This is a genomic window from Limnochorda sp. LNt (assembly GCF_035593265.1).
Taxonomy (GTDB): Bacteria; Bacillota; Limnochordia; order Limnochordales; family Geochordaceae; genus Geochorda; species Geochorda subterranea.
The window spans coordinates 1,297,925-1,323,845 of record NZ_CP141614.1 but is presented as its reverse complement, the minus strand read 5'-3'; the positions used below and the strand labels follow the sequence as shown (position 1 = coordinate 1,323,845).

Genomic DNA, 25,921 nt, shown 5'->3' with positions numbered 1-25,921 from the left:
TGATGGGCCACCTGCCGGGCCGTCCGCCAGCCGTTGGTCGTGGCCCACGGCCCTCTGTCGTCATTCGAACCTCTTCACCCTGACAGCAGTCTGTCAGGATCACCGGCCAGTCGCCCTCCATGCCAGGCCCCCGCCTCGGCTCGGTGCGGGTATACTCCGACAGAAGCGAGACCGCCTCGCCGCGGCCCCCGTGCCCTTGGCCTCAACTCGGCCCGGCTCACCGCCGCCGGCGGGCTCGTGGGGCTGGTGGCCCGGGCCGCGGTAGGGTGACACGGCAGGATGACGAGGATGACCCCGGTGGCAAGGGAGAGGGCTTCGCATGCATGACCTGACGAGGCTCGGATGGGTCCACCTCACCGTGGGTGATCTGGAGCGCTCGCTTTCCTTCTACGAGGGCACGCTTGGGTTGCATCCCGTGTGGAGGGGGCCGGGGTGCGTCGCCGTCGGCCTGCGGGACGAGGCGGGTAGACCTCGGACGCTGGTGCTGCTCTCCCAACAGCCCGGTGCCCGCCCCAAGCCGCCGGGGTGCCGGGGGCTGTATCACTTCGCGTTGCTGCTGCCGACCCGGCGTCAGCTGGCCGAGGTGGTGGCCCGCGTCGTGCGCTCGGGCTGGCCTATCGACGGGACCTCGGACCACTGGGTCAGCGAAGCGGTCTACCTGTCCGATCCCGATGGCCACGGCATCGAACTCTACGCGGACCGCCCTCGGGACGAGTGGCCCCGCCGCGGCGACCACATCCTGATGACCACGGAGCCCCTGGACTTCGACGGCCTGATGGCGGAGCTGGCTCCCGGCGAGGACCCCGGCGGCGTCATGCCCGCCGGTACCCGTCTCGGCCACATCCACCTGCAGGTCTCACGAGTGGCGCGTGCCGAGCGCTTCTACCGGGACGCGCTGGGGCTGGATCTCGTGTTGCGGTTCGGGCCGAGCGCCCGGTTCTTCGCGGCCGGCGGTTACCACCACCACGTGGGGGCCAACACGTGGGCAGGCATCGACGCCCCGCCACCCCCACCCGACTGCGTCCAGCTTCGACACTTCTCGTTCGTCGTCCCGTCGGCCGCTGACGTGCAGGCCGTGGCCCGCCGCCTGGAGCAAGCCGGGGTCGGGCTGGAGCCCTTGGAGCGACTGGAGGACGAGGTGCTGCAGGTAGCCGCTCTCAGCGGTGCTTCGACGCAGGCGGGCTTGGTCACGCGCGACGAGGACGGCCACACCATCGCGGTCGTGAGCGAGGGCAACCCGTGATCCCCGAGGCCCTCGACGGCATCCTCATCGCCCGAGGCGCAGCAGCCGTGACGAGGTGCCCAGGATGGCCAGGTCGGGCAGCGACTGGGCCACCGCCGCCAGCGCCGGCGGCAACAGCCCCGTGGCCGCCAGCGTGAGCCCTACGGCCCTTTCCTCGGTTATCTGTCCGTCCCCGAGCCGGCGGGCCCCCTCATCACCCAACGCCTGCAGTCGGCCATGCACGTGTTGTGCTGGCACTTTGAAGGAGGGTGGCCCTCCTGCGCCCCTCCGCGTCCGGCATATCGTTGGAGCGGGGAGCGGGGCGTGCGACGCAATGGGTCACCTGGGGCCTCGCGGACGGCGGCGTCCGTCGCGAGCCTCGTCGGGAATGCCCGCGCCGCTCTTCCCCGGAGGACGACGACTCGTCCATGCGGGTCATGGGCTGCGCCACCCAGGTCCCACGTCCCCTATGCGGTTGCCTCGGGTGGCATGGGTTCGGCGCTGAGTCCCCCAGTTGCCCTCTCTCCACGCCGGCGTATCCCGCTCCGTCCTGGCGAGCCTGCTAGCGCCCCGCCACCATGCAGACGAAGCCGGCGCCCGGGACGAGGCCCTCGACGGGCGTCTCGGGGCGGGGGGCGTCGCCGGGTGGCTGCAGCAGCGTCGAAGCGGCACGGTGGACCCGCAAGCCCGCCGCCTCCAGCCATGCCCGCACCTCGGTGGCGGTGAGGAACCGGGCGTGCTCGTAGAAGAGGTGGCCGGATTCCCCCTTCTCCCGGTACCACCGCCCCCAAGGGCTCTCCCGGTCGATGAAGGCCGCCAGCACGGCGCCACCCGGCCGCACCACCCGAGCGGCCTCCACGACCAGTCCCCTCGGCTCGGCGGCGAAGCAGATGGAGACGATGAGGAAGACGCTCCCGATGGTAGCGCTGCCGAACGGAAGCCGTGCCCCGTCGGCCTGGAGCAGGTGGACGGGGAGGCGACGCCCGGCGGGCGGCGTAAGGCCGAGTGTGCGCTGGCGGTAGAGCCACAGCCCCGCATACGCCAGGTCGACGCCGACGTCGATCGCCAGCGGCTCGGCGAAGCGGCCGGTCCCCACGCCGACCTCCAGGCGGGGGCCGGGCAGGTCGGCCGCCACTCGCCGGAGCGCCCGCAACTCCGCCTCGAAGAGCACCCGCCCGGGCTCGGTCTCGTACCAGCGATCGTACCGCCCGGCGTGCTCCTCGACGAGTCGCCGCACCGCACCGTCCCCCCTGGCCGTCGTCACCGGGCGCCCCACCCCATTGCCGGCCGACACGCAGCAGCCGTTCAAACCACTCGCAGGTCTTTCTCATCATCCAAACTATCCGCCGCGCACACCAGGAGCTGCCGCTCAGCACCTGGCCCGAACGGCGCCCGCGAGTAGTCGCCGTACTTCGCCTCGATTCGAAAGCCGTTGTAGTGCAGCAAGGCGTCCAGTTCCTGAGGGAAGTACATCCGCATGTCGAGGCGCTCCGCGAGCTCGGATCCGTCGGGAAGCCGATAGTGCAAGGTGATGTGGTTGATCTGCGCCGCGTCGTCGTACCGGTTACTCTCGGCGAGCTCCACCTCGCCCGCTCCGTCCGGGTCGGGATAGCGGCCCCACGCGAACCGGGCGGCCGGATCCCTCATCAGGAACCGGAAGTCGGGATTGAAAACGTCGATGAGGAATCGGCCTCCGTCGGCTAGGTGCCGCCGCACGCAGCGCAGCATGCGCTCCAGGTCTCGCCACGTGAGAAGCAGGCAGATGGAGTTGAACCCCAGCAGGATGGTGCGGAACCGTTGACCCGGCAAGTCGAACTCGCGCATGTCGGCCCGGACCCACGTGACATCGACTCCCGCCTGAGCCGCCTTGCGTCGGGCACCATCCAGCATCGATTCGGACAGATCGAGCCCCACCACCCGGTGCCCGTCCCGCGCCAGGGGGATGGCGATCCGGCCCGTGCCGCACGCCAGTTCCAGGACTGGTCCGCCCCACCGGCGCACCTGGTGGCGGAAGTAGTCGATGTCCTCGTGCAGGCCGGCGTTTTGCAGATCGTAATGGCGCCAGTCGCGGTAGAGGGGCTCCGGGTACGGCGCACCCATGACCTCAAGCCTCCCCGGGAGCGCCATTCGACCCGCGCGACCCGACCCCTGTCGCTATCGCGCCCCATGGACCTCACGGGCCGTTGCCTCGGTTGATCTTCCCGAAGCTCCTGCCTCCCACTCCGGTAGGCGGTTGCCACGGGTCGACCGCGGGCGGCCCGCGCGTGGACCACCTCAGCCTACGGTCGCTCGCCTGGAGACGTAGCGTCTCAGGAGCCTGCTCCTATAGCGTAACGGGCCGACAGATAAGCGGCGGCTGAGCGACCGACCCGGGAGCGGTGATCACGGTGTCGCTGCCTCGCCCTGGCCAGGTTCTGCCAGCGGGTAGGTATTGACAACGTCTGGAAAGTCGCTACCGTTGACGCTGCACACGGGCAGCCCGCTCCGCTGGGCTCGCACAGCCAGCCACGCATCGGTGAAGCCCCCGAAGTTGGGGCCCCGCTCGGCCCAGCGTTGCAGCGCCGCCAGCAAAACCTCCTTGTCCGGACAACGCACGGCGTCCAGCTTCCCCCCTCCGGCATGTCCCACACGGCTCATGGCCTTCCAGGACGTTTCCTCCGGGAGGTGAACAGGGTCCGCGTCCGGCGGCCTTCTCGGGAGAGAGCCCGCTCCATCATGGGTCTTGGGTAGCCCGTGAGGGGTATCCCTGGCGCGTGGATGAGCGTTGCAGGGCGTTACAGTGCGTGAAGTGCACGTCCTAACTGGCAAACTCTTGCAGCACGAGCTCAGGAACCAGAGTCCTATACGGACCACGGAAATGACACCAAAGTCCCCACCTACCACGCAGAAGCACGAAAACGTTACGGCCTCGACCCCGGACCCCTTTCGTGGGATCCATTCGCGGGGTCGAGGCCGTGACCTGGTAGGGTGTTACAGCTGTCCCGGCGGCGAAGTCCTTTTCCACGGGGTTTCCCGCGCAGTATCCAGCCCGCTGCAGGTTTTCACGGCCGTATTCGGCATGGGAAGGGGGATGCTTCCCCGTTCCCCATCCCGGTCCCGGCAAACGCCATAGCGTGGCTTCACCGGCGCTCGCCCCCCTGCGCCGGATGCTCAGAGTCTCGCGCCTTGTCGTCGCCGCCGTTGCGCCCCTCCAGCAGGTAGGCGCCCGTCAACAAGCCGGCCATCCCGACCGCCAGGCCCGGCACCAGCCGCATCCACGCCCGGGTGCGGTAGGCCGGCGGCTCGCTGGCCACCCGGGCGAAGCCCAGCTTGTCGAACGGCACGTCCGACAAGAACAGCCACGACGTGCCCCCCACCTCGTCGACCCCGTAGATGTGGGGGACGTACCGGTCGGGCTCCTGGTCGATGCGCCGGCGCGCCTCGGCGATGAGCTCCGAACGCCGGCCGAAGAGGGTCGCCCCCGTCGGGCACGCCTCCGCGCAGGCGGGCTGCTGGCCCCGGGCGATGCGCTCGGCGCAGAAGTCGCACTTGACCACCTCGGGCCACGTGTCGTCCCACTCGTAGCGCGGCACGCCGAACGGGCAGGCGATCATGCAGTAGCGGCATCCGATGCAGCGGCCGGCGTCGTAGACCACCGGCCCCTCGGGCGTCTTGCGCAACGCCCCCACGATGCAGGCCTCCGCGCAGGAGGGCACCTGGCAGTGGAAGCACTGCGTGCGCACGAAGCGGGTGTCGCCGTCCTCCAGCGCCACCTCCCGCACGGCCGTCCACCGGTCCGCCGACAGCTCCTGCCCGTCGGGGTCGCCCGTCCAGCCGTTTTGCTCCTGGCAAGCGTAGGCGCACATGCCGCAGCCGACGCAGAGGGTCAGGTCGACCAGCATGGCGCAGGAGTCGCCCGCCGGCTCGCTCTGGGCCGCTCGTGCCGCGGGCTTGCGCCCTGCGCCCAGCGAAGCGGCACCGATGGCCGACGCGATGGCCGCCCCGATCTGAAAGAAACCCCGGCGGCTCACTCCGGGACGGGGTGCCTGTTTCACAGCGATGATCGCCCCCGCCCCTTACTGTGACGTTTGGCACTAACTCTGCGCTGACAGGAGGCTTACCGCCGCCGTTCAGAGGCCTTGCAGCAATCTTGCGCCCGTGACATCGCTCGCGACCGGCGCCGCGTCGCTGCCCCATGACCCTGCTCGCCTTGCCCGACCCTCCTCCACCCCCTCGCGCGCATTTCAACGATCGTTGAAGAGTGTCGCGAACCCGTCGTCTCGGGCCTCGCAGCTCGACCCTGCACCTGCTCCACGCCCCCTGGCCGCAGGCCCACCACGACGGCCCCCAGCGCTTCGAGATCGTCGCGGCCCGCCCCGGCGGCCCCGCGCGCCGTGGCATACCCCTCGCCTACGTGACGAGGCTTTTTTGAAAAGGTATTTAAAAACGCCTGGTGCACACCCGGGACACCCTCGCTGCGCGCCCCACCCCGGCCCTCGCCCCACCCCGCCCCTCGCGCACCCATCGGGGGTCTGACCTGGCGCCGCCCGCTCCGCAGGGATCGGCCGTTGCTCCGCCGTAATGGCCTCGTGCGCCGCCTCCGCGAGGACCGTGAGGAGGCGCGTCATGGCCAGGTCGACGACGAAAGGCACCCAACGGGGCGCACAGCGAGAGGCCCCGGAGGACTTCGAGGCCCTCGAGGACCGCATGCCCACCGACCTCTATGCGATGGCGTTTCCCGCGCCCGACATGACCGAGGAAGAGGCCGCGCTCTGGTCCCTGTGCTTTCGTGCCCTGGGCGACGGGACTCGCCTGCGGATCCTCGCCATGGTCGTGCTGCAGCCGTTTTCGGTGGAGCCTCGTGTCATCGCCTATCGGCTCGGCCTCAAGGCGTCGGCCGTCTCCTACCACCTGCGGGTGCTGGCGCAGGCGGGCTTCATCGAGAGCCGTCCGTCCGGATCCTTCGTCCACTGCCGGGCCTTGCCGGACGGCCCGCTGACGGTCCTGCGGGCCATGGGGCGGCTGACGCCCCGCCTCTTCTTCTGGGGCAACCTCTCCAACCCGGTGCGGCAGCGGGATCGCCAGTGGGAGGCCTGGCGACGCCTCGTCCGGCGCAGCGACAACGTGCGGCGTCGAGGGCGCAAGCCGGCCCAGCGGGTCGATTGGGATGAGGAGCCGGCGGAGGAGATGGGATGGCCCGACGAGGATGGGTGAAGGCGACCTGGCGTCACGTCCGCGAAGGGGGCGGGCCCGGCGGACCCGTCCCCTTCCTCATCCTTGCCCGTCTCGGGCCAGTGCCGGCCCGAAGTCGACCTCCCGGTCGTCCACCCGGTAGCGGTACGGGCCGACCCGCTCGACTCGTGGCCGCTCCTGCAAGAAGGCCGCCAGCTCGGCACGCTCCTGGCCCGTCAGCCACTCCGGCGGGTCCGACGTGGCGCGAAACCCAGCCACCCGGGCCAGATCCTGCAGCCACCGTCGCTCTCGCTCGGCGAGCAGGTTGTGGCGGGTGCGGAAGTAGGCCACGTCGGGGTCGGTGTGGATGAGCGGCTGCAGCCACAGGCGCTCCACACTCGTCCAGACCGCGTTGCGTGAGCTGGGCAGGGTGCGGGCCGACGCCCCGCCCCCTCCGTAAGGGATCTCCCAGAACGGTGCCACGTCGGGCCCCACCCGGATGCCGTCGGCCAGCCCCAGCGAGGCGATGACGGGGGCCCCGCAGACCAGGATGTAGACGTCGTCGCCCGCGGCCTCCCGCATCACCCGCAGGCCCTCCCGGTAAGCCCGCTCCCGGGGGACGGGCGCGTGCCGCCGGCCGGGCATCGCCGCCGCATACAGGAAGTCCAGCTTGAGGTAGTCGTAGCCCCACTCCCGCACCCGCTCGACCAGGCTCCGCAGCCACGCCTGCGCCTGCGGGTGCGTGGTGTCGAGGGCGTAATAGGCGTCGCCCCAGTTGTGGCCCGCCACCACCGGCTGGCCGTCGTCGTCCCGCACCAGCCAATGGGGATGCTCCCGAAAGATCGGGCTCGCGGGCGCCACGATGAAGGGCGCCATCCACAGCCCCGCCCGCATCCCCGCGTCGTGAATGCGTTTCGCCAGTTCGGCCATGCCGGAGGGGAAGCGCCCGTTGGGTTGCCAATCACCGATGGCCCGCTGCCACCCGTCGTCCACCTGGAAGACGTCGAAGGCCAGCCCTGCGAGGCCCTGCAGCGCCGCGGCCAGGCGCGCCTCCGAGATGTCCCGGTAGTAGCCGTACCAGCTGCACCAGACCCGGGGCGACCCGCCCCGAGCCCGCCGTCCCAGCCGCCGGCCCAGCTGCTCGGCATAGCGGGCGAAGGCCTCGCTGCGCTCCCCGTACGCCACGAACCAGGCGGGCTCCGCGGCGGCGCCAGCGGCCCCGACAGCGCCCCCGTCGCCCTCGGGGCCGCCCTCGTAGAAGCCCCGCAGCACCTCGTCGTCGGCTTCGATCCGGGCGCCGACGTCCAGCGCGCCCAGCAGCAGCACCCGCCCGTCGGACCCCTCGACGGCCCGACCCGCTGCCGCCCGGCCTCCAGGCGCCGGCGTAGCGGGCATCGTCGTCGGAGTAGAGGGCCGCCGCCCGGTCGTCCGCCGGCGCCCCGCCGCTCGCCCCGGCCTCCGCGCGGCCGCCCGGCACCGCCACCCACTCGACCGGGCTCCAGGAGTGCCAGCCGTGGCGGTAGTAGCGCCCCGCCGCCCCGAAGGGATGCAGCAGCGTCACGGCCCTGCCGGGCACCACGAGACCGCCCTCGACCGCCGTCGGCTCGCCCGCCACTCGCCCCGCCACCGTCAGCCCCGGCAGCGTCAGCAGCATGCCTCGCACGCCACGTCGCTCCTTCCCGAGCTCACCGGCCCGGGCGCCTCCCCAGCACGGCCCGGTAGAAGGCCGCCACCGTCTCTGGCTCCTCCGCCAGCGCCTCCAGCGGGTAGAGCAGCATGTCACGCCGCCCGTCGACCCGCACCCACAGCGGCCGCCCCCGGTCGTCGCGGCCCACCACCTCGGCCCCCTCCGGCTCCAGCACGAGCGGCGTCTCGCTGAAGGGGTCGGGGCCCGCCGGCAGCGCCAGCCGCCCGCCGTCCCAGACCAGCTCCCGGGGCGCCGGCTCGGCCAGGTTGAAGCGATTGTGAGGCCGCCCTCCGAAGAACCGTCGGGCCGCCTCGGCCGACACCCAGCCTCCCTCGTGCGAGCGCACGGCCGTCCCGTGCAGGTAGCTGTAGACGACCCGCCCCGGATACTGCGCCAGCCGATCCCACGTCGGCGCCAGCAGCTTCTGCACCGCCGGCGCCACCAGCACGGCCGGCAGCTCCCCGGTCCGGCGCCCCACCTCGCTGTCGACGGCGCCGGCCGCGCCCCCGCCGCCGCCCACGCCATGCTCCGCCTTCAACAGGTCCTCCTCCAGCACCGCTTCCGGCAGGTAGCCCATCTGCCGCAGCGCCGCGTACGCGTTGAGCAGCGCCCGCTGCAGCACCCCGCCCGGCCGCTCGCTGAACGGGTACGCCCGGTACGCATACGACGGCACCAGCAGCCCCACCCGCTCCGGCATCTCCAGCGGCGCCCGCGCCGCCTCCCGCAGCGCCTGCGCCACCGGCCGCGGGCTGCGGTCGGCCCTCAGCATGCCGAAGGCGATCTCGTGCGGGTGATGCCGGTAGGGCGCCACGTCCGCGAGCTCCTCCCGGAAGTCGAGCCCGCACCACCACCCCAGGTGGCTCGCCCCGTGCAGCCGGGCCTCGATGGCCACCCGCCGCGCCCACTCGGCCACCTCTTCCTCCCCGAAGACCGAGTGCGTCGCCCCGAACTCCTCCAGCCACAGCGCCTTGCCGTGGGCGCCGGCCAGCCGCCTGGCCACCGCCATCGCCAGCCCGTAGGCCGCGATCTGCCGCTCGGGGTGCGTCTCGGCCAGGTAGAGGTGCGGCGCGATGACGTCCTGGGGCAGCGTCGGCCGGAAGGCCCCCGCCAGCCCGCCCAGCACGTACCAGGCCCCGTCGCCGATGCTGACCGGTCGCCCGGGATCCAGCGCCTTGACCAGCCCGTACATCCTCGACGCCCAGGCCCGCACCGCCTCGGCCGGCGCCGGCCCCGTGAAGAGCGGCAGCTCGTTGGTCAGCACGTATCCCTCGAGCGCCCTGCTCGGGCGCGCCGCCTCGACGACCGCCCTCACCAGCCGCTCCTGCGCCAGCAGCAGTGCCGGGTCGGTGTAGAGCTGGCCGGGGTCGCGCATCCAGCGGGGCGGCCAGTTCTCTCCGCTCATGTGCCCCACCAGCAAGGTGAGGTGTACCCCCAGCCCCGCTCGCTCGTGCAGTGCCAGAAACCGCCGCAGCCGCTCCACGGCCCCCTCGTCGACCCGATCGGGCTCCGGCATGAAGTCGGGCCAGAAGACGAAGCTGCGGGTGTATTCCACCCCCACAGCCCCCAGCGCCGCCAGATCCTCGGCGATGGCCTCCTCCCGGAAGTCCCGCCACATCCACGGGCCGGCGTAACCCGGCCAGTAGTTGACCCCCAAGCGTGCCGGCTCCATCGCGACGCTACCCCCTCCTGGCAAACGTGAACGCATCGGCGAACAGACGCCTGGTGTACGGATGCTCCGGCTGCTTCGTGACCCGCTCGACGTCGCCCCGTTCCACGATCCGCCCCTGGTACATCACCAGCAGCGTGTCGCTGACGTAAGTGGCCAGGCTCACGTCGTGGGTGATGAAGAGGATGGACATCCCATACTGCTCTCGCAGATCGAGCAGCAGGTTGAGGATGGTCGCCCGTGACGAGGCGTCGACCATGGTCGTGGGCTCGTCGGCGACCAGCAGCCGGGGCCGCACCACCAGCGCCCGGGCGATCATGACCCGCTGGCGCTCGCCACCGCTCAGCTCGTGCGAGTACTTGCCGAGCACCCCCTTGGGGTCGAGCCCCACCCGCTCCAGGGCCCAGGCCATCCGCTCGGCCCGCTCCTGCCGGCTGAGCCGCCGCTCCTCGAGCCCCAGGGTCCGCCCCAGCACCCGCTCCACCGTCATGAACTGGTTGAACGACGAGAACGGGTCCTGGAAGACCGCCTGCACGTCACGCCAGTAGGCGCGCAGCTCCGCCCGGCGCCGCAGATAGGTCACGTCCCGCCCGCCGAAGACGATGCGCCCGCCCGTGGGCGGGATGAGCCGCAGCAGCACCATGGCCAGCGTCGACTTGCCGCTGCCGCTCTCTCCCACCACGCAGGCGATCTCGCCCGGCTGCATCTCGAAGGAGACCTCGTCGACCGCCCTCACCAGATGGCGCCCGTGCCCGAACGTGCGGGAGAGGCGCTCCACCTGGAGCAGGGCCCCGTCACTGGCTGGCTGCACGCGTATCGTGCCCCTCTCCCACGGCCTCTGCCTCGCCCGCTCCTGCCCCTGGGCCTGCTCCCCCGGCCGCTCCCGCCCCCGCGGGGGCCGCCGCCTGTTGCATCCGCTCGGCCACCCACCAGCAGGCCGCCGTGCGGCCCGCCCCCACCGTCACCACCGGCGGGGTCTCCCGGGAGCAGACAGGCATGGCCACCGGACAGCGCGGGTGAAACCGGCACCCCGGCGGCGGGGCCATCAGGCTCGGCGGCGCGCCCCCGATGGTTTCGATGCGCTGGCGGCGGGTCCCCGTCTCCAGCACGATGGTGGCGTCCATCAGCGCCTTGGTGTAGGGGTGGGCCGACCGAAACAGCACGTCCTCGGTGGGGCCCACCTCCACCACCTGCCCGGCGTACATGATGGCCACCCGATGGGTGACCGCTCGCAGCAGCGCCAGTTCGTGGGTGATGAAGACGATCCCCCGGATGATGCGCCGCTCCAGCAGGCCCGCCATCAGCTTGAGCAGGGCCCGCTGGGAGCTCACGTCCAGCGCCGAGGTGGGCTCGTCGGCGATGAGGACGGCCGGGTCCAGCAGCGTCGAGACCACGGCCACCACCCGTTGCCGCATGCCCCCGCTCAGCTGGTGGGGGTAGGCGTCCAGCGCCCGTCTCGGCAGGGCCAGCTGCTCGAACCGCTCCGCCGCCCGCTCGACGGCCTCCTTGCGGGAGATGCGGGGCATGTGGGACTGCAGCACGTCGTAGACGAAGTCGCTGACCCGCCGGGTCGGGTTGAGGACGTTCATGGCGCCCTGGGGCAGCAGGGCCACCACCTTGCCCCGCATCGCCTCGGCCTGGCGCCTCCACCCCGGCTCCGTCAGCGACAGGCGATGCCCGGCCAGCTCCAGCCGGCCGCTCGTCACCGTCAGGGGCGGGTGCACGTTGAGCGACAGCACGCTGGCCAGCGTCGACTTGCCGCATCCCGACTCGCCGGCGATGCCCAGCGACTCGCCCTCGTGCAACACGATGGAGACGTCGTCGACGGCCCGCACGGGCGGCTCGTCCGCGTCGACCCGGTAGCGGGCGCTGATCCCCTCGGCCACCAACAGCTCGCTCACGCCGCCTGCCTCTCCCTCCGCAGCCTGGGGTTGTAGATCTCGTCGAGGCTGGCGTTGAGGAGCTGCAGTCCGAAGGCGATGAGCGTCAACAGGATCACCGGCGGCAGGAAGGCCCACCAGATCCCCTGCCGCACCGCCTCCCAGAGCAGGGCCCACTGCAACAGCAACCCCAGCGAGATGGTGCCCGACGGGCCCAGGCCCAGCATGCTCAGGCCGGCTTCGGCCAGCACCGCCCCTGCCAGTTGCAGCGTGAAGGCCATCCCCAGGTACGAGAGCATGTAGGGGATGACGTCGTGAAGCATGATGGACACGTCGCTGGCGCCCGACAGCCGGGCGACGTAGATGTGCTCCCGGGCCCGCAGGCTGCTGGCCTGCGCCCGCACCGCCCGGGCTGTCCACGGCCAGGAGGTGAGCCCGATGATGATGCCCATCACCGCCAGCGACCGTGAGTCGAGCGCCACCGATATCAGGATGAGCACGATCAGGGACGGCAGCGTGATGACGATGTTGGTCACGCCCATCAGGAGTTCCTCTGCGCGTCCGCCCCAATAGCCAGCGGCCGTGCCCACCACGGTGCCGATGGCCACGGCGATGGCCCCCGCGATGGCACCGATGGAGAGCGACGTGCGGGTGCCGTGCATCAACAGCGCCAGCTCGTCTCGCCCGAAGTTATCGGTACCCAGGGGAAACTCCCGGGAGGGCGGGTCGTATGAGAGGCTGACCAGTGCCCGGGGATCGCGCGGGTAGAGCACGGGGCCCAGCAGCGCGAACGCCAGCACCGCCGCCACCAGCGCCACGCTGGCCACGAACCGCCTCGACCGCAACGCCCGCCGCAGTCTCTTGCGCGTCTGGCTCATGGCGTCACCGCTCCCCCAGGCGCACGGCCCGGATGCGCGGGTCGATGAAGCCGTAGGCGATGTCGACGAGGAGGTTGGCCACCAGCACGGCCGTCACCACCAACAGCGCGCCCCCCTGCAATAACGGGTAGTCTCGGGTCGAGATGGCCCGAAAGAGCAGCGACCCGATGCCGGGATACGAGAAAACGATCTCGGTGATGAGGGCGCCTCCCACCATGGTGCCGAGGGAGAGGGCCAGCCCAGTCACCTGGGGCAGCATGGCGTTGCGGAAGACGTACCCGAGCACCTTCTGCTCGCGCAACCCCATCCCGGTCGAGTAGTTGACGTAGTCGGCCCCCAGCTCGTAGATGGCCATCGAGCGCATCCCCACGGCCTGGCCCCCGATGGAGATGAGCACCAGCGACAGGAAGGGCAGCGTATAGTGATGCAGCACGTCGATGACGAAGCGCAGCGACAGCGCGGGCGTCATGCCGAAGCTGTAGCCCCCAGCCGAGGGGAAGATGGGCACCACCACCGCCAGCAAGTACAACAGCAGGATGGCCATGGCGTAGTACGGCACGTTGGAGAGAGCCAGTGCCGCCACGAAGAAGGTCGAGTCGAACCGCCCGCCCTTGTAGGCCGCGAGGGCGCCCAGCCAGTTGCCGATGAGCCACCCCAGCAGGATGGCGGGCAGCTGCAGCGCGACGCTCCAGGGCAGCGCCTGGGCGATGATGTCCCGCACGCGGGCCGGGTAGAGGGAGAAGGAGCGCCCCAGGTCGCCGTGCAGCACGTTGGCGACGTAACCCAGCAGCTGCCGCCACAGCGGCTGGTCCAACCCGAAGTCCTCGATGAAGGCCTGGTACGCCTTGGCCGCCACGGCCGCCTCCACCGTGCCCTGCATGTACTGGGCGATGAGGGCGTCGATGGGGTTGCCGGGGATCAGGCGGGGCAGGAGGAAGTTGAGCAGGATCGCGACCAAAAAAGCCAGGGCGTACCAACCGACCTTGGATGCGATGTAGCGCCCCAGACCCTTCAAACTGCCACCCCTTCTCTGCGCCCCCCCCCCGCCGCTCGGGCGGGGGGGCGCGGGCGGGGAGCGCTCCCCAGCGCGGCGCCCCCCGCAGCCCGTCGCTCAGCGAACCGGGCGCAGCGCCCGCAGGACGCGGATGGAGTAGTCAGGCGGGGCCACCGGGTTGGCGGCGGTGGGCCAGTTCTTCCAGTACGTGTCGTTGAACTGGTAGAACTGCGACGGCCGGTACATCAACGGGATGGCCGGCACGTACTCCATGAAGATGCGGTCCAGCTCGCCGTAGATCCGCTTGAGCTCCTCGGGGCTCGTGGCGGCTGCCGCCTCGTCCAGCAGGCGCGCCACGTCGGGGTGCTCGAAGCGGCCCCAGTTCTGCCAGATGGCCTGCTGGCCAATGGGTGGCACCGTGCGGATGTCCATAGCGTGTTGGAAGCGATTCCTAGGGCTGATGGGCTGGGCCTCGGGCCCGTAGCGCATGCCCATGTCGAAGTTGCCGTACTGCAGGTTGGAGGTGACCACCGGCTCCTGCGGAAACTCGGTGCGGAGCTCGATGCCCACGGCGCGGGCCGACTGCGCCATGATCTCGAGGGCCGTCATCCAGTCGGTCCACCCGTACGGCGTCTGCACCGTGAAGCTGAGGCGGGTGCCGTCGGGCAGCACGTAGATGCCGTCGGAGCCCTTGCGCGCGCCGAGCTGGTTCTCCAGGATGTCGACGGCCTTGGGGGGGTCATACTTCCAGCCGTACTGTTCCACGGCCTGCTCGTCGAAGTACTCGGCCTCGAAACCGCCCGGCAGGATCAGGCTGGACCTGGCGGGCTCCGAGTAGCTGGACATGGCCACCCGGGCGATGGTCGCGTAGTCGATGGAGTAGGCGATGGCCTTGCGCACCAGCGGGTTGTCGAGGCCCTTGCGGTGCACGTTGATGATGACGATGGGGATCGCGCCGGGCACGTAGTAGGGCTCCTTATCGTACCAGGTGCCGACGTTGCGCAGCGTCCAGACCCGCGGCACGAAGGTCTGCGCCCAGTCGACAACGCCCTGCTGCAGGGCCAGGTTGGCGGCATCGTTGCTCTGGAAGACGACGCCCACCACGTAGCGCGGGGCCGGCATGCCGTAGAGCGACTTGCCCCAGTAGTCCTCGTAGCGCTCCAACACGACTCGGTCGGTGGTGTAGTCGATGATCTTGTAGGGGCCGGAGCCGACCGGGTAGAGGTTTTCGTGCTCGAGCAGCGCCTGGCGTCCCTGATCGGCGATGGGCGCCCAGATGTGCTCGGGCAGGATGTTTTGCACGGCGAAGGTGGCTTGGACGCCCAGCCGGTCGGGCTTGGCCGGATCCAGGATTACCTCGACGGTGCGGTCGTCTACAGCCCGCACGGCCTCGACGTACTCCCAAAACGAGGTGTAGGCCAGCGTGTAGCGCCGGGCCAGCTCGAAGGTGAAGACCACGTCACGGGACGTCAGGGGTCGGCCGTCCTGCCAGCGGGTACCGGGCTGGAGCTCCACTCGCAGGGTCTGGTCGTCGACCCACTCCATGCTACGCCCCAGCAGCGGCTCGTAGCTGCCGTCCAGCATGTTCCACAGGAAGAGGGGCTCGTAGACGTAGCCCGCCGACGCGCCCACCGCGTTGTTGACGGGCCACAGCACCGTGGGCGCCAGCGGGTTGGAGTTGGTGGGCGGCCCCCACAGGTGGCCGGCCACGTACAGCGTCTCGTTGCGCGGGAGCTCGACGGCCAGCGCCGGTACGCCGCTCATCAGGATCAGCGCGGCCACCAGCCACAGTAGGCCCTTGCCCGCTCGCCTCGTGTTGCGCATCGGTCTCCTCCTCACCCTTCTCGCGTCTTGCGAGGGACCGGACTCGACGTCGTCACGCGCGCACGCTCGATCGCCACGACCTCCGCCGACCCCATCTGCCGACGACAGTATCCGGTTGACGCTCCTCAGGCGGTGGCTCCGGTGCCACCACCCCCTTTCGCCGCTGCCTCGCCGCGCGGCTCGCCGGCGACAGCCGCCGTGCCCGCGGGCGCGGTGGACGCTCGCTGCACCAAGAGCGGCTCCAGCAGGAGCCGGCGCCCCGACGGCCGCTGGCCCTCCATTGTCTCCAGCAGCATCCGGATGGCAGCCTGCCCCATGCCGGTGGCATCCTGTCGCACCGTAGTGAGCGGGGGCTGGAAGTACTTCGCCGTCCAGAGGTCGTCGAAGCCGATGACCGACATCTGTTGGGGCACGCCGATGCCGTGCTCCCGCAGCGCCGCGATGACGCCCATGGCCACGCTGTCGTTGACGGCGAAGACCGCGGTCGGCCGCCCCTTGCCCGACGAGCCGACCCGCTCGAGGTAGTGCCGCATGGCGGCGTAGCCGTAGTCCTCCGGCCGTGCGATGGCCTGGGGCGGGCGGAGCACCAAGAGCTCCCCGGCTACGCGCCGCGCCGCCAGGGCCCGCCTGGCCCCCACCAGGCGGTCCTGCACCGTGATGCAGTGCTCCTCGGGCCCCGGCACGAAGGCGATACGGTGGTGCCCCAGCTCCAGCAGGTGGTCGGTCGCCATATAGCCGCCCTGGATGTTGTCGGTGCCGACGCTGTCGACGGGGCTCCCCACCAGGTAGCGGTCGACGAAGACCAGCGGCACGCCTCGCCGCGCCAGCTGGCGGAAGAAGCCCATGTTGTCCTGGGTGGCCACGGGCACCACCAGGATGCCGTCGACCCGCCGCCGCAGGAACGAGTCGACGTTTTCGCGCTCCTGCGCCGGGTTGCCGTGGGAGCAGTTGACCAGCACCTCGTACCCGGCTGCCAGGGCCAGGTGATCCACCTCCCGCAGCAACTCGTTGGCGTACGGAAAGGAGAGATCGAAGACACACAGCCCGATGGTACGCGTCTTGCCATGGCGCAAGGCGACCGACAGCACGTTTTTGCTGTAGCCGAGCCGCTGCGCCTCCTCCAGGATGCGGTTGCGAAGCGCCTCGCTGACCCCGCCCCGGCCGTTGAGGGCGCGCGAGACGGTCATGGTGGACACGCCCACGCGCCTCGCGATGTCTTTGACGGTGACGCCGGCCACGCCGCCCGCCCACCTCCGTGCCGCCCGCGGGGCGTTATCGATAACTCACACGAGGGTGTTCGTCTCTGAAAGCGGATCTCCTGCCGGGTCGTCCAGCTGACCTTGAACTCTATTTCAGAAGCGGCATGGACGGGTGTTGCCATGAGGTCGCGATTACAGATGCGGTCGCACAGGGCCGCCCGGTTGCCGCGCTCCCTCTCCGATGTCGCCGCAACGTGCTCGGTAACGCGCGCCCCGTCACCGCCTCTCGCCCGCCGGTTTCACCCGCATGGCCATTTCCGACGCCCGCCCGACCGGGCCGTCCGGTGCCACAGCAGGGGCTCCATCACCTGCCGCCCCACCCGCATGGTGGGGTTGAGGCCCGTCATGGGTCCTGGAAGACCATGCCGATTTCGCGTCCTCGCAGCCGGCGCAGCTCCTACCGGCTCAGGCGCAGCAGGTCCCGCCCCTCGGAGAGGGCCTGGCCCCCCCTTGACCTTGCCGTTACGGCGCAACAGGCCCATGATCGTGAGGACCGAGGCGGACTTCTGAATGCTGCGGGTCACGGGTGCAACGAGTCGCTGCCTGGCGGAGAGTGCGACGCAGAGCAGTGCTGTTATCAAGGACGTCCGGTGAAACGTCCGCTCGCAACCGGCCTCTAATCCTGCTGGACCTCGCCGATCGCCTGGACGCGCACGGGGGCTCACGGCGCCGTGGGCCCCCGTTTGAGACAAGACATGCCGTGGCTTTCGCGCCCTCAGCCTCGTGGTCGGGCTGCGAGTAAGGGCTCCGGCTCCCCCCTGCCGGGGTCCACTTCGCCGGCTCCCCTCGGCCTGGGTGGCCGACCCGGAAAGAGCAGGGCGCACAGTTCCCGGCGGCGCCTCGCCTCACGCATCCGCGCGTGCCGAGCGACGTCGAGGACGCTCGCCTGGTAGAGGAGAAAGCTCGCCAGCCCCCACAGCGCCCAAAAGGCCGATGGCATCTTCTGCCAGGCGATGATGACGCCCAATGCGACGACGCCCCCGGCCCATCCCGAGAAGAACCACCCGGCGGCACGCCGCCCCTGTCGAAACTGCCCTAGACCGGGCAGGCCGCTCGCCCAGGCCACCCAGCGGTCCCCGCTCGGCGCGACCCGCTCACGCCCTGGGGGTCGCAACATGGGAGACCTCTCCCGCCTTGACCTGGGCGGGCTGCCGCCACATCTCCGCGACGAACACACCGAAGACGCTCACCATCAAGCCCAGTAGCCCGGCGACTGCCATGTTAAGGGCGGTCCTGGGGCGCGACGGCGACTGGGGCACCGGGGCGTCTCTCACCAGCGTCAGCGCCGACTCACCGAAGCGAGCGGCCAGTACCGCCTTCTGCACTTCGTACTGGGTAACTGCCGTCTCGTATGTCCGCCTCGCCGTATCGACCTGCCACGTAAGCTCACGTTGTTGGGCTTGCAGGGTCACAAGCTCGCTCGACAGGCGCTGAACTTCTTGAGACAACCGCTCCAACGCAGCGCTAACTTGCTCCCGCTCGGCCCGCAGCCCGGCAACCGTCACCTCTTGCACCGCAAGGCGACTTCGCAAGTCTACGTAAACGGGGTTCGGCTGCTCGTCGTCCAGGCTCATCACCGGCTCGCCAATCGACAGGCCGAGGCCCCGAATTGCCTGACCGAGCGCTGCAGCCTCCGGGCTTAGAGCCTTCTTGAGGGTCAGGAGAGGCGGCTCGCCAGCGAGCTGCGCTTGCAGCTCTCCCAGCTTCGTGGTTTCCGTGGTCAACAGAACATCCAACTGGGCAAGCCGCTTCTGGTATTCGGCAAGCAGAGACAGTTTGGCATCGAGCTCGTTCTGGCGCTCGTCCACGTTGGGTCCGCGAAGCGTGAACTCCTGAAGCGCCTGAAGCGCCATGTCCAGATCGGCACGTGCCTGAGCGATCTGCCCCTCCAGCAAGGCAAGAGCCCGTTCCAGCCGAGACCGATTGAGTCGGTCGGCCTCTTGCAGTAACAACAACGCCGCTTCGTTAGCCAAGCGGGCAGCCCATTCGGGACGGGACGCCTCGGCCGAGAGCTCTACCAGCGCCGTCTGGGGCACCACTCGGGCACTGACTGAGTAATTATCGCGGACGCCAAAGAGCTCCTGACCGCGGCGGCCCACCAAGTCCTGAAAGGCGGGGGACTGCACGATTTCCTGGTAACCCCTGGCATCAAGCGGCATCAAGGCTGCTGCCACCAATTGTGGAAGCTGAGGTGCCTCGTTACTGGGCAGGGCAGCCTTTGCCTCCACCACGAGCAGCACCGAAGCCTCATAGACACGTGTGAGGAGAAAGCGGCTCACGAGAAAAGCCAGTAACACCCCTACCAGCGTCACCGTGACTATGGCGTACCGTCCTCGCCAGAGCACCGCCAGGTACGCTCGCAGGTCGATCTCGTCGTCCAACCCAATCCCCCCAAGCGGCACGGGCAACGTGACATTGGTAGAGTATGCTAAGAGAGAGGCTATTCCCTTCTATTGTCAGAATATGGGGAACCGTGTAGGTAGGCCTCGGAGCCGTCAGGGCGTGGCGCACAGGTGCGTGGGTGAGAGGGCCTCCCACCCACGCACCGGACCGCGGACTGGGCGAGGAAGGGTCTTCAGTCAGGTACCGCCTCGGGTAGCCGCCTCAGCCCGCCACGTCACGAGCCATCTGCCGGATGGCACCCAGGTGATAGGCCACGTGGGCGAGCTGGGCCAGGATGCCGGTGCGCGCCATGTCGTCTGCCGCCCACTGGTCGCTCGAAACGAGCGACTCCCTCGACGCGTCGGTGAACCAAGTCGGTCGCCCGGCGGGCCGGGCAGGGCCTCCTCCGCTCCTGATGCCGAGCTCCCGCCCCGGGCTCGGTCTCGGCTATACTCCCACGGGAGCGCCACGGCCTGGCCTCGGTCGCCTCGCGTCGACGGCGCTCCCCCGCTTGCCACTGAAGGTCGATGCTCGTGAAGAAGCAGGACGCCGCCCGGATGACTGACCCATCGGCGCAGGCTCCCGCCCCCGGGACGCTGGGGGAGGTGGCCCGCGTCTTCCTCAAGCTCGGCACCATCGCCTTCGGCGGGCCGGCTGCCCACATCGCCATGATGCGCGAAGAGGTGGTCGAGCGGCGCCGATGGGTGAGCGAGCAGCGCTTCCTCGACCTCATCGGGCTGACCAACCTCATCCCCGGTCCCAACTCGACGGAGATGGCCATCCACCTGGGGTACGTCCGGGCCGGCTGGCGGGGGCTGGTGGTGGCCGGGGTCTGCTTCATCCTGCCGGCCGCGCTCATCGTCGGCGCCCTCGCGGCCGCCTACGTCGCGTGGGGTACGACGCCCCAGGTCGACTGGATGCTGTACGGCATCAAGCCCGTCATCATCGCCGTGGTCGCGCAGGCACTGGTGGGCCTCGCCCGCACCGCTCTCGCTCAGCCGCTGGCCGCCGCTTGGGCAGCTGGGGCTCTGGCGTTGTACCTGCTCGGCGTCCACGAGCTGGCGCTGTTGTTCGGAGGCGGGCTCGCCTTCGCCCTGGTGAGGGGGCTGCGGCAGCGCCCCGTACGCACCCGCCCGGCCTCGTTGCACGGCCTCGGATGGGCGACCGTCGCGGCGGGGCTGGCCGGGGCCGGAGCACAGGGCGCAGCGGCTGCAGCCGCCGGGGGCGTGGCCACAGCCGGCACAGCGGTGGCCGGCGTGCCGACCGCCCCGTTCGCCCTGAGCGGGCTCTTCGGCGTCTTCCTGAAGGTGGGGGCCGTCCTCTACGGCAGCGGCTACGTGCTCCTGGCGCTGCTGCGCCGGGACCTGGTGGAGCGGCTGGGATGGCTCACCGACCGGCAGCTCCTGGACGCCATCGCGGTGGGCCAGGCCACGCCGGGCCCCGTCTTCACCACGGCCACCTTCGTCGGCTACGTCCTGGGCGGAGTGGCGGGCGCGGCGGTCGCGACGGTCGGCATCTTCCTGCCGTCGTTCCTCTTGGTGGCGGCGGTGCACCCGCTGGGGACGTGGCTGCGGCGGTCGTGGTGGACGGGGGCCATCCTCGACGGGGTCAACGCGGTCTCGCTGGCCCTCATGGCCGGGGTGACGCTGCAGCTGGCGGGGGCAGCGCTGGTCGATCCCGTCACCGTGCTCGTCGCCGTGGCATCTTTGCTGGCGCTGACGCGCCTCGGCCTCAACTCGGCCTGGCTCATCGCAGGCGGGGCGTTGCTGGGCTTGGTGGCCCGCATGCTGGGACCGTGAGGAGCCGGTCGGGCCTAAGCGCCGCCGGCCGGGCGTAGAGTTGAGGGCAGCGAGGTGCATGCGGCGTGCGAGGGCACGAGCCACGTCGAGATTGCGGCCATCGGGTAGCCGTCGCGGGTTTGGTCGGAAGCGCCGCCGGAGGTCTCGTCGAAGCCCTCGCGCCGGCCGGAGGGATGTGGCCCTTCGCGCTCGCCGCGCTGGCGACCGGGCTGGCGCAGGCGGCACGCCGTGATTCCCCAAGGGACCGTCCGTCATCCAAGTCGGCGATGGGCTGCGCCACCCTGGGGGGCCTTGCCGGAGGTCTCGTCGCCTACGTGGCCATGCATGCCGTCCCGGGGCCTGGCGGGCTGCCTGCCATGGCGGAACTTTCGGCGCCCCATGCCCCACCTCACGCGACGGGTGACCATCTCCGCACGCTCCTGGCGTATCTCATGAACGGCGGCATGGGCGCCATGCTGGGAGCCAGCATCGGAGACTGCCCCTCGTTGCGGGTACGGCGCCCGAGAGGCCTCCGGCTGCGGCTGCCTCGAGTGATATGGATACGAGGCTGAGCCCTTCCCTTCTCTTCCCCCCTCTTTCAGGCTCCTCTAAGCTTCCGGTTCGATAATGCCTGCGGCGACGGGATCCCGTCTCGTGACCCGTTGGGGACCCGCCGCCCCGAGAGAGGGTGGGTCGTGCCATGTGGTGGGGATGTGGCCCCGGCATGTGGGGCGCCAGTTGGATGGGCGGCAATTGGTGGATCGGGTGGGTGACGATGCTCCTCTTCTGGGGCCTGGCCATCGCCGGCATCGTGTGGCTGGTCAGGACCCTCGTCGCCGGAGGCACCGGCTCGACCGAGCGGGCCCGGGCCCTCGCCATCCTGGAGGAGCGGTTCGCACGCGGGGAGATCTCCGAGGACGAGTTCCGTCGGATGCGAGACGAGCTTCGCCAGGCGTCCAGGTAGCCGGCCCGACGAGCCTCGCTGCAGGCCGCGAGGCCATCTCCCCCGGGCGGCCGTGTACCGTGCCGCGGCATGACGGTGCCTCGACGGCGGCGGGCGCCTCGAGGCGACCCGTCTCGCGCATCGCATCACCGATGACCTGGCCCCCTTCGGATGTATCGGCGACCACCCCTTGCGCCGGCGCGCCGATCACCTTTGGACGGCTCTCACGAGGGCTCTCAGTCTCTTCTCAGAATGCTTTCAGTTTGCTTTCAGTTATCGTTGGTATTTACTCTTCGCCCCGAGCCCGGTGGGGCGGCGTGGACGCCCAACAGGGGGAGGATATCGGGGAACATGGCGGGATTCGTTTGGCGCTGGCCTCGGGTCAAACGGATGTGGCTTGCCGGTGCGGTCGTCGTCGTCATGTCCGTGCTGCTCTCCTCGCAGTCAGGAGCCGCATCGGGCAGTGGCGACAGCGACAGCGTTCCCCTGACGACCCGAGCATTGTGTCCGTGGCCACAGTAAAATCCCCATAAGACCGTCATGCCGGGTAATCCCGGCGCCACGAAGCATGAAAATGGCGCCTGGTGGGCGAAGCGGTGGTGCGGCGACGGGCCGACGCGAGGCCGACTCCACTTGGTGCTGCGAGCCCGACCATAAGACTGCGCCCCGGCGGCCTGAAGCACCACGAAGTGTCGCTCCCATGGGGAAGCACGCATGCTAGAGTTTCGAGGAGCAGGCCGCCGCGCCCGTCGCCAGGAGGGAGAAGGGCGGCTGCGGGAAGGCTTGGTGGAGGCTGCCCGCGCGGCCGCGCGTACCCGGACGAGCTATCTCTCGGCCCAGTATCACCGCATCGCCGCGCGTCGCGGGGCCAAATGGGCCGGGGTGGCCGTGGCCCACAGCCTCATCGTGATCCTCCATCATATGCTGCGCCAAGGCACGTCGTACAAGGATCTGGGGGCCGACCAGAGATCGCGCCATTATCTACCAGGTAGGATATGGAAGATAACTCCTCAGGGGGATACGGAGGGAAGCAAAAAGCCGGGCAGACTTCTCCTGCCCGGCGAAGGAACCGGCTGGGAACTTGGTCCAGTTCGCGGCTTGGCTGGCCGGCTTCCCCCACCCGACGGCCTCACCGATCAGCTGGTGTCCCAAAGGTACGGGCCCAGCGGCTCCGTGACCTCCCGCAGCGCGCGTTGCAGACGCTGGGCCAGTCCGCTATCCGTCGCCTCCACGTCCCGGCGGGAGCGTACCCGCCGTGCCAAAAAGAGCTGAAACAGGTTAAACCCCGTCACCAACAACGCCCAGATGGCCTGCATGCCGGTCGGGTGGTGGAGGAAGCCGTGATCCAGGTGCCAGTGGGTCTTCAGCTCCCGCACGCCTTCATGCTCGACCCCCCATCGGGCGCGGGCTATAGCCCAGATGACCCGAGCCGAAGCCTGCGCCGGCTCCAGCGTCGTCAGCACCTGCAGGATCCGATACGCCTGTTGGGGCTTGGGCTTGCCTTCCTTCCACTGGGTCCACGTCAGCGTCTCTTCGGCGTACACGACTCGCCCGGGACGGGAGAGGCCCTCCCAGCTGGTCAGGTCGGGCGTGTCCCACAGCCGCACGACGACCTGTTTGGACCCGATGCGGGTGGCAAAGGTCTCTTGGGGCGGCTCGCCTCTGCGCAGCCCCGCGGCATCCTGCACCACGTGGTAGCGCTCGTCCTTGAGCCGCACCACCGCCTGCAGACCCAGCGCCCGGCCCTCATTCAGGAATGGCGCCTCCGCATACGCGCCATCCACCGTGAGCACGTCGCAGAAGTGGCCGTGGCGCTGGACAAGCCGCCGCAGTAGCCGACGCGCGGCCCCCACCTCGTCTTCCCCGGGCCGCTGGGCCTCCATCCCCCACACCACCGGCGGCGGCCCCGAGGACCTCCGGCGGTGCTTCGGCTCGTCCTGCGCCTCCGGTCGGACCACCGTCTGCGCCAGCACCATCCGGTGGGCGTACTCGATGCGCCCGTCGTTGTGGTGGTAGACCTGACAGGCCGGGCAGCCCCGCGCCGAGGTGCGCAGCACCTCCGTGCCGTCGATGGCCACCACATGCCAGCCGTGCACGGTGCCGGCCCGAAAGACCTTGTCCCGCCGGGCCTTGGCCAGGATGGCGTCGTTCATGGCCCACAGGCTGGGCAGCTCGACCCGCTTGCACCAGTCCCGAAAGCAGTCCCGAAGCGGCCCCCGCTGACCGCGGAAGAACTTCCGAAAGGCGCCGGCCTCCACCCAGCTGGCCAGCTCCATCAGCGAGGCGACCCGGAAGGCAAACCCCAAGACCCCCACGCAGGCCAGGGTGCGGGCCGGGATGCTGACCCGCCGCCGGAGGTCTCGGACCTGGCTCAGCCAATACCCCAGCCGGCAGGTGGACCCGGCGTACCTGACGAACTGCTTTAACCGCCGGTGGAAGGGGGTCGCTCCCATCGGCTTCAGCAACCCCGATATCCCTCAAATCACGGCAATGACGCCAACGGAGTGGGATTCAAGCGTTCAGGCTTCTGGCTACGCCAGGGGAACCCCCAGCAACTGGAAGAGCCGCTGGTGCAGCGGCTCAGGCTCGCCGAGCATCTGGATTTCCTGACCGGCCACCTCGACCGTGTGGCGCTGCAGCGTCTCCAGCTGCATCATCAGCCCCTCGAAGGACCGCCGGGGGTCCTCCGCCAGCAGGGGCTCAAGCGCCCGCTCCATGTGCCAGCGCACATACAACGCCAGCATGCACAAAAAGGCGTGGGCCCGCACCCGGTCCTCCAGCCGGTGGTAGACCGGACGCAGGTCCAGGGCGCTTTTCATCGTGCGGAAGTTTTGCTCCAGGGCCCGCAACGATTTGTACGTGGCCTGCACCTTGGCCGGCTCCATCCGGTCGGCCGGCACGTTGGTGCGCAGCACGTAAAACCCGTCCAGCTCCGCCTCCCGGGCGATGGAGGCCTCCTTGCGCCGGAAGGCGAAGTGGCCGTCGCGGATCTCCAGCTGGAAGTGCTTGCCCACCTTCCAGCGGCCCAGGACCTTGCCCACGGCCACCCCGATTTCGTCGGCCGTCAGGGGCTTGCGGCGGCGACGGCGCACCCGGGCTTCGATTTTGGCCAGCTCCCGCTCCGTGGCCGAAAGCAGCGCCTCGCGCTTTGCCGGCGCTCCTCGGCCACCAGCGGATTGTAGCAGACCACCAGCCGCTCCCGGGCCGCTCGGGGTCGGCGATCTCCGCCAGGTCCCGCCGGTCGAACAGGCCCGGCTGAAAGAACCCTTCATCCCGCAGCTTCTGGATCTCCGGCGCCCGCAGGGCCGTGATCCACCCGAAGCCCACCGCCTCCAAGTCGCTCAATCGGGCCTTGACGATCATGCCCCGGTCGCCGACGAACACGACGTACTCGATGCCGAACCGAGCCCGGACCCGGGCGATCTGGGCCCGCAGCGTCTCGGGATCCCCCACGTCGCCGGGGAACACCTCCACGGCCACGGGACACCCCTCGTCGTTGGTGAGCAGCCCCACGCAGAACTGCTTCTTGCCCCGCTTCTTGTCCCGGTTGTACCCGAAGCGGGCCAACGGGCAGGTCTTGCCCTCCAGATAGACGCTCGTCAGGTCGTACAAGACGAGGGCGTTGGCCGTCAGGTGCCGGCGCGCCAGCTTCGCCTCGATAGCGGCCTGACGGGCCAGCAGCTCGTCCATGGCCCGGTAGACGTCGTTGACGTCCTCGCCGTTGTGGGGCAACCGCAGAAGCTGCGGCAACGTGGTGGTCGTCCACCACAGGGTCCCGCCCAGCTTGGAGGAGGGCCGCAGGATGCGCATGACGACGACGGCCAGGGCCACGCGCACCCAGTCGGCCGAGCGGGAGTAGAGCACCTGGTCGAGGCCCAGCTGGCGGATCATGCCCACGACGGCGGCGACGGCCCCGTGCTGGCGGGACTGGCGGATCTTCACCGTCTGCGGCACCGGCGCCACCGGCTCGCCCCGCAGGGCTCGCCGGACCAGCTCCAGGACGGCTTCCGGCAGGTGGGAGAGGTTGGCCAGGGTCCGGTGCTTCACCTTGCCGCCTTCCCGGTAGGTCTGGCGCAGCAGGTGGTAGGTGTAGACCTTGTCGCCCTGCCGGCGGCGGATGGTCTCGATGTGCATGGCACTGGATACGCACCTCATGGCTCAATGGTAGCACATGACAACTGTCAAGGCAATACCTTAGGGCCATACTCTTGGCTACATTGGCACGCGTTCAACCGGTTTGAATGCCCACCGCTATGC

The 25,921-nt window shown here is 70.1% G+C and carries 21 protein-coding genes and 1 pseudogene; 4 read left to right on the top strand and 18 right to left on the bottom strand.

The features are described 5' to 3' along the window. The first annotated feature begins 319 nt into the window (after positions 1-319). Entirely contained in the window at positions 320-1,243 is a 924-nt protein-coding gene (locus VLY81_RS06195) for a VOC family protein (RefSeq protein WP_324670149.1), read from the top strand. Positions 1,244-1,267: 24 nt separating this feature from the next. Here the strand turns inward: VLY81_RS06195 and VLY81_RS06190 are convergent, their stop codons facing one another. From VLY81_RS06190 to VLY81_RS06170, 5 genes are all read right to left on the bottom strand, one after another. Next, entirely contained in the window at positions 1,268-1,465 is a 198-nt protein-coding gene (locus VLY81_RS06190) for a hypothetical protein (protein ID WP_324670148.1), read from the bottom strand. Positions 1,466-1,784: 319 nt separating this feature from the next. Then, positions 1,785-2,486 (bottom strand): class I SAM-dependent methyltransferase, encoded by a 702-nt coding sequence (locus tag VLY81_RS06185; RefSeq protein ID WP_324670147.1) that lies wholly within the window; start codon positions 2,484-2,486, stop codon positions 1,785-1,787. A gap of 41 nt (positions 2,487-2,527) precedes the next feature. After that, entirely contained in the window at positions 2,528-3,322 is a 795-nt protein-coding gene (locus tag VLY81_RS06180; protein WP_324670146.1) for a class I SAM-dependent methyltransferase, read from the bottom strand. A 282-nt stretch (positions 3,323-3,604) separates the two neighbouring features. Then, positions 3,605-3,859, bottom strand: coding sequence for a hypothetical protein (locus VLY81_RS06175; RefSeq protein WP_324670145.1), 255 nt, complete (start codon positions 3,857-3,859; stop codon positions 3,605-3,607). A gap of 482 nt (positions 3,860-4,341) precedes the next feature. Then, entirely contained in the window at positions 4,342-5,232 is an 891-nt protein-coding gene (locus VLY81_RS06170) for a 4Fe-4S dicluster domain-containing protein (RefSeq protein ID WP_324670144.1), read from the bottom strand. A 595-nt stretch (positions 5,233-5,827) separates the two neighbouring features. Between VLY81_RS06170 and VLY81_RS06165 the strand changes: the two genes are divergently transcribed. Next, positions 5,828-6,415 carry an ArsR/SmtB family transcription factor gene (locus VLY81_RS06165; RefSeq protein WP_324670143.1) on the top strand — a complete coding sequence of 196 codons (588 nt, stop codon included), beginning with the start codon at positions 5,828-5,830 and terminating at the stop codon, positions 6,413-6,415. A 57-nt stretch (positions 6,416-6,472) separates the two neighbouring features. On the opposite strand, the gene VLY81_RS06160 is transcribed toward VLY81_RS06165, so the two are convergent. The 10 genes from VLY81_RS06160 to VLY81_RS06115 all read right to left on the bottom strand — a co-directional run bounded on the left by VLY81_RS06160 (position 6,473) and on the right by VLY81_RS06115 (position 18,942). Then, entirely contained in the window at positions 6,473-7,768 is a 1,296-nt protein-coding gene (locus VLY81_RS06160) for a glycoside hydrolase family 36 protein (RefSeq protein WP_324670142.1), read from the bottom strand. A gap of 290 nt (positions 7,769-8,058) precedes the next feature. After that, positions 8,059-9,729 carry a glycoside hydrolase 5 family protein gene (locus VLY81_RS06155; protein ID WP_324670141.1) on the bottom strand — a complete coding sequence of 557 codons (1,671 nt, stop codon included), beginning with the start codon at positions 9,727-9,729 and terminating at the stop codon, positions 8,059-8,061. 7 nt (positions 9,730-9,736) lie between these two features. After that, positions 9,737-10,537, bottom strand: a complete 801-nt coding sequence (locus VLY81_RS06150; RefSeq protein ID WP_324670139.1) for an ABC transporter ATP-binding protein — start codon at positions 10,535-10,537, stop codon at positions 9,737-9,739. Continuing rightward, on the bottom strand, positions 10,521-11,627 hold the full coding sequence (locus VLY81_RS06145) for an ABC transporter ATP-binding protein (protein ID WP_324670138.1): 1,107 nt from the start codon (positions 11,625-11,627) through the stop codon (positions 10,521-10,523). The genes VLY81_RS06150 and VLY81_RS06145 overlap by 17 nt, the downstream gene beginning before the upstream one ends. Beyond that, on the bottom strand, positions 11,624-12,484 hold the full coding sequence (locus VLY81_RS06140) for an ABC transporter permease (RefSeq protein WP_324670137.1): 861 nt from the start codon (positions 12,482-12,484) through the stop codon (positions 11,624-11,626). Before VLY81_RS06140 ends, VLY81_RS06145 begins: the two co-directional genes overlap by 4 nt. A 4-nt stretch (positions 12,485-12,488) precedes the next feature. Then, on the bottom strand, positions 12,489-13,499 hold the full coding sequence (locus VLY81_RS06135) for an ABC transporter permease (RefSeq protein ID WP_324670136.1): 1,011 nt from the start codon (positions 13,497-13,499) through the stop codon (positions 12,489-12,491). A gap of 96 nt (positions 13,500-13,595) precedes the next feature. Further along, positions 13,596-15,302, bottom strand: a complete 1,707-nt coding sequence (locus tag VLY81_RS06130; RefSeq protein ID WP_324670135.1) for an ABC transporter substrate-binding protein — start codon at positions 15,300-15,302, stop codon at positions 13,596-13,598. Between the two features lie 125 nt (positions 15,303-15,427). After that, a complete protein-coding gene (locus VLY81_RS06125) occupies positions 15,428-16,540 on the bottom strand; it encodes a LacI family DNA-binding transcriptional regulator (RefSeq protein WP_324670134.1) in 1,113 nt (370 codons plus the stop codon). 736 nt (positions 16,541-17,276) lie between these two features. Continuing rightward, positions 17,277-17,678, bottom strand: a complete 402-nt coding sequence (locus tag VLY81_RS06120) for a hypothetical protein (protein WP_324670133.1) — start codon at positions 17,676-17,678, stop codon at positions 17,277-17,279. Further along, positions 17,656-18,942, bottom strand: coding sequence for a GumC family protein (locus tag VLY81_RS06115; RefSeq protein ID WP_324670132.1), 1,287 nt, complete (start codon positions 18,940-18,942; stop codon positions 17,656-17,658). Before VLY81_RS06115 ends, VLY81_RS06120 begins: the two co-directional genes overlap by 23 nt. A 558-nt stretch (positions 18,943-19,500) precedes the next feature. On the opposite strand from VLY81_RS06115, the gene chrA reads away from it, so the two are divergent. After that, positions 19,501-20,742 carry a chromate efflux transporter gene (gene chrA, locus VLY81_RS06110; RefSeq protein WP_324670131.1) on the top strand — a complete coding sequence of 414 codons (1,242 nt, stop codon included), beginning with the start codon at positions 19,501-19,503 and terminating at the stop codon, positions 20,740-20,742. A gap of 703 nt (positions 20,743-21,445) precedes the next feature. Beyond that, entirely contained in the window at positions 21,446-21,685 is a 240-nt protein-coding gene (locus VLY81_RS06105; RefSeq protein WP_324670130.1) for an SHOCT domain-containing protein, read from the top strand. Positions 21,686-22,800: 1,115 nt separating this feature from the next. Here the strand turns inward: VLY81_RS06105 and VLY81_RS06100 are convergent. From VLY81_RS06100 to VLY81_RS14885, 3 genes and pseudogenes are all read right to left on the bottom strand, one after another. Then, positions 22,801-24,117, bottom strand: a complete 1,317-nt coding sequence (locus VLY81_RS06100; protein WP_324670129.1) for a transposase — start codon at positions 24,115-24,117, stop codon at positions 22,801-22,803. Positions 24,118-24,195: 78 nt separating this feature from the next. Further along, positions 24,196-24,936 (bottom strand): IS1634 family transposase, encoded by a 741-nt coding sequence (locus VLY81_RS14890; protein ID WP_449731181.1) that lies wholly within the window; start codon positions 24,934-24,936, stop codon positions 24,196-24,198. Continuing rightward, positions 24,923-25,798: pseudogene (locus VLY81_RS14885) on the bottom strand (IS1634 family transposase); the annotation flags it as partial. The gene VLY81_RS14890 and the pseudogene VLY81_RS14885, both read right to left, overlap by 14 nt. Positions 25,799-25,921: the final 123 nt, after the last annotated feature.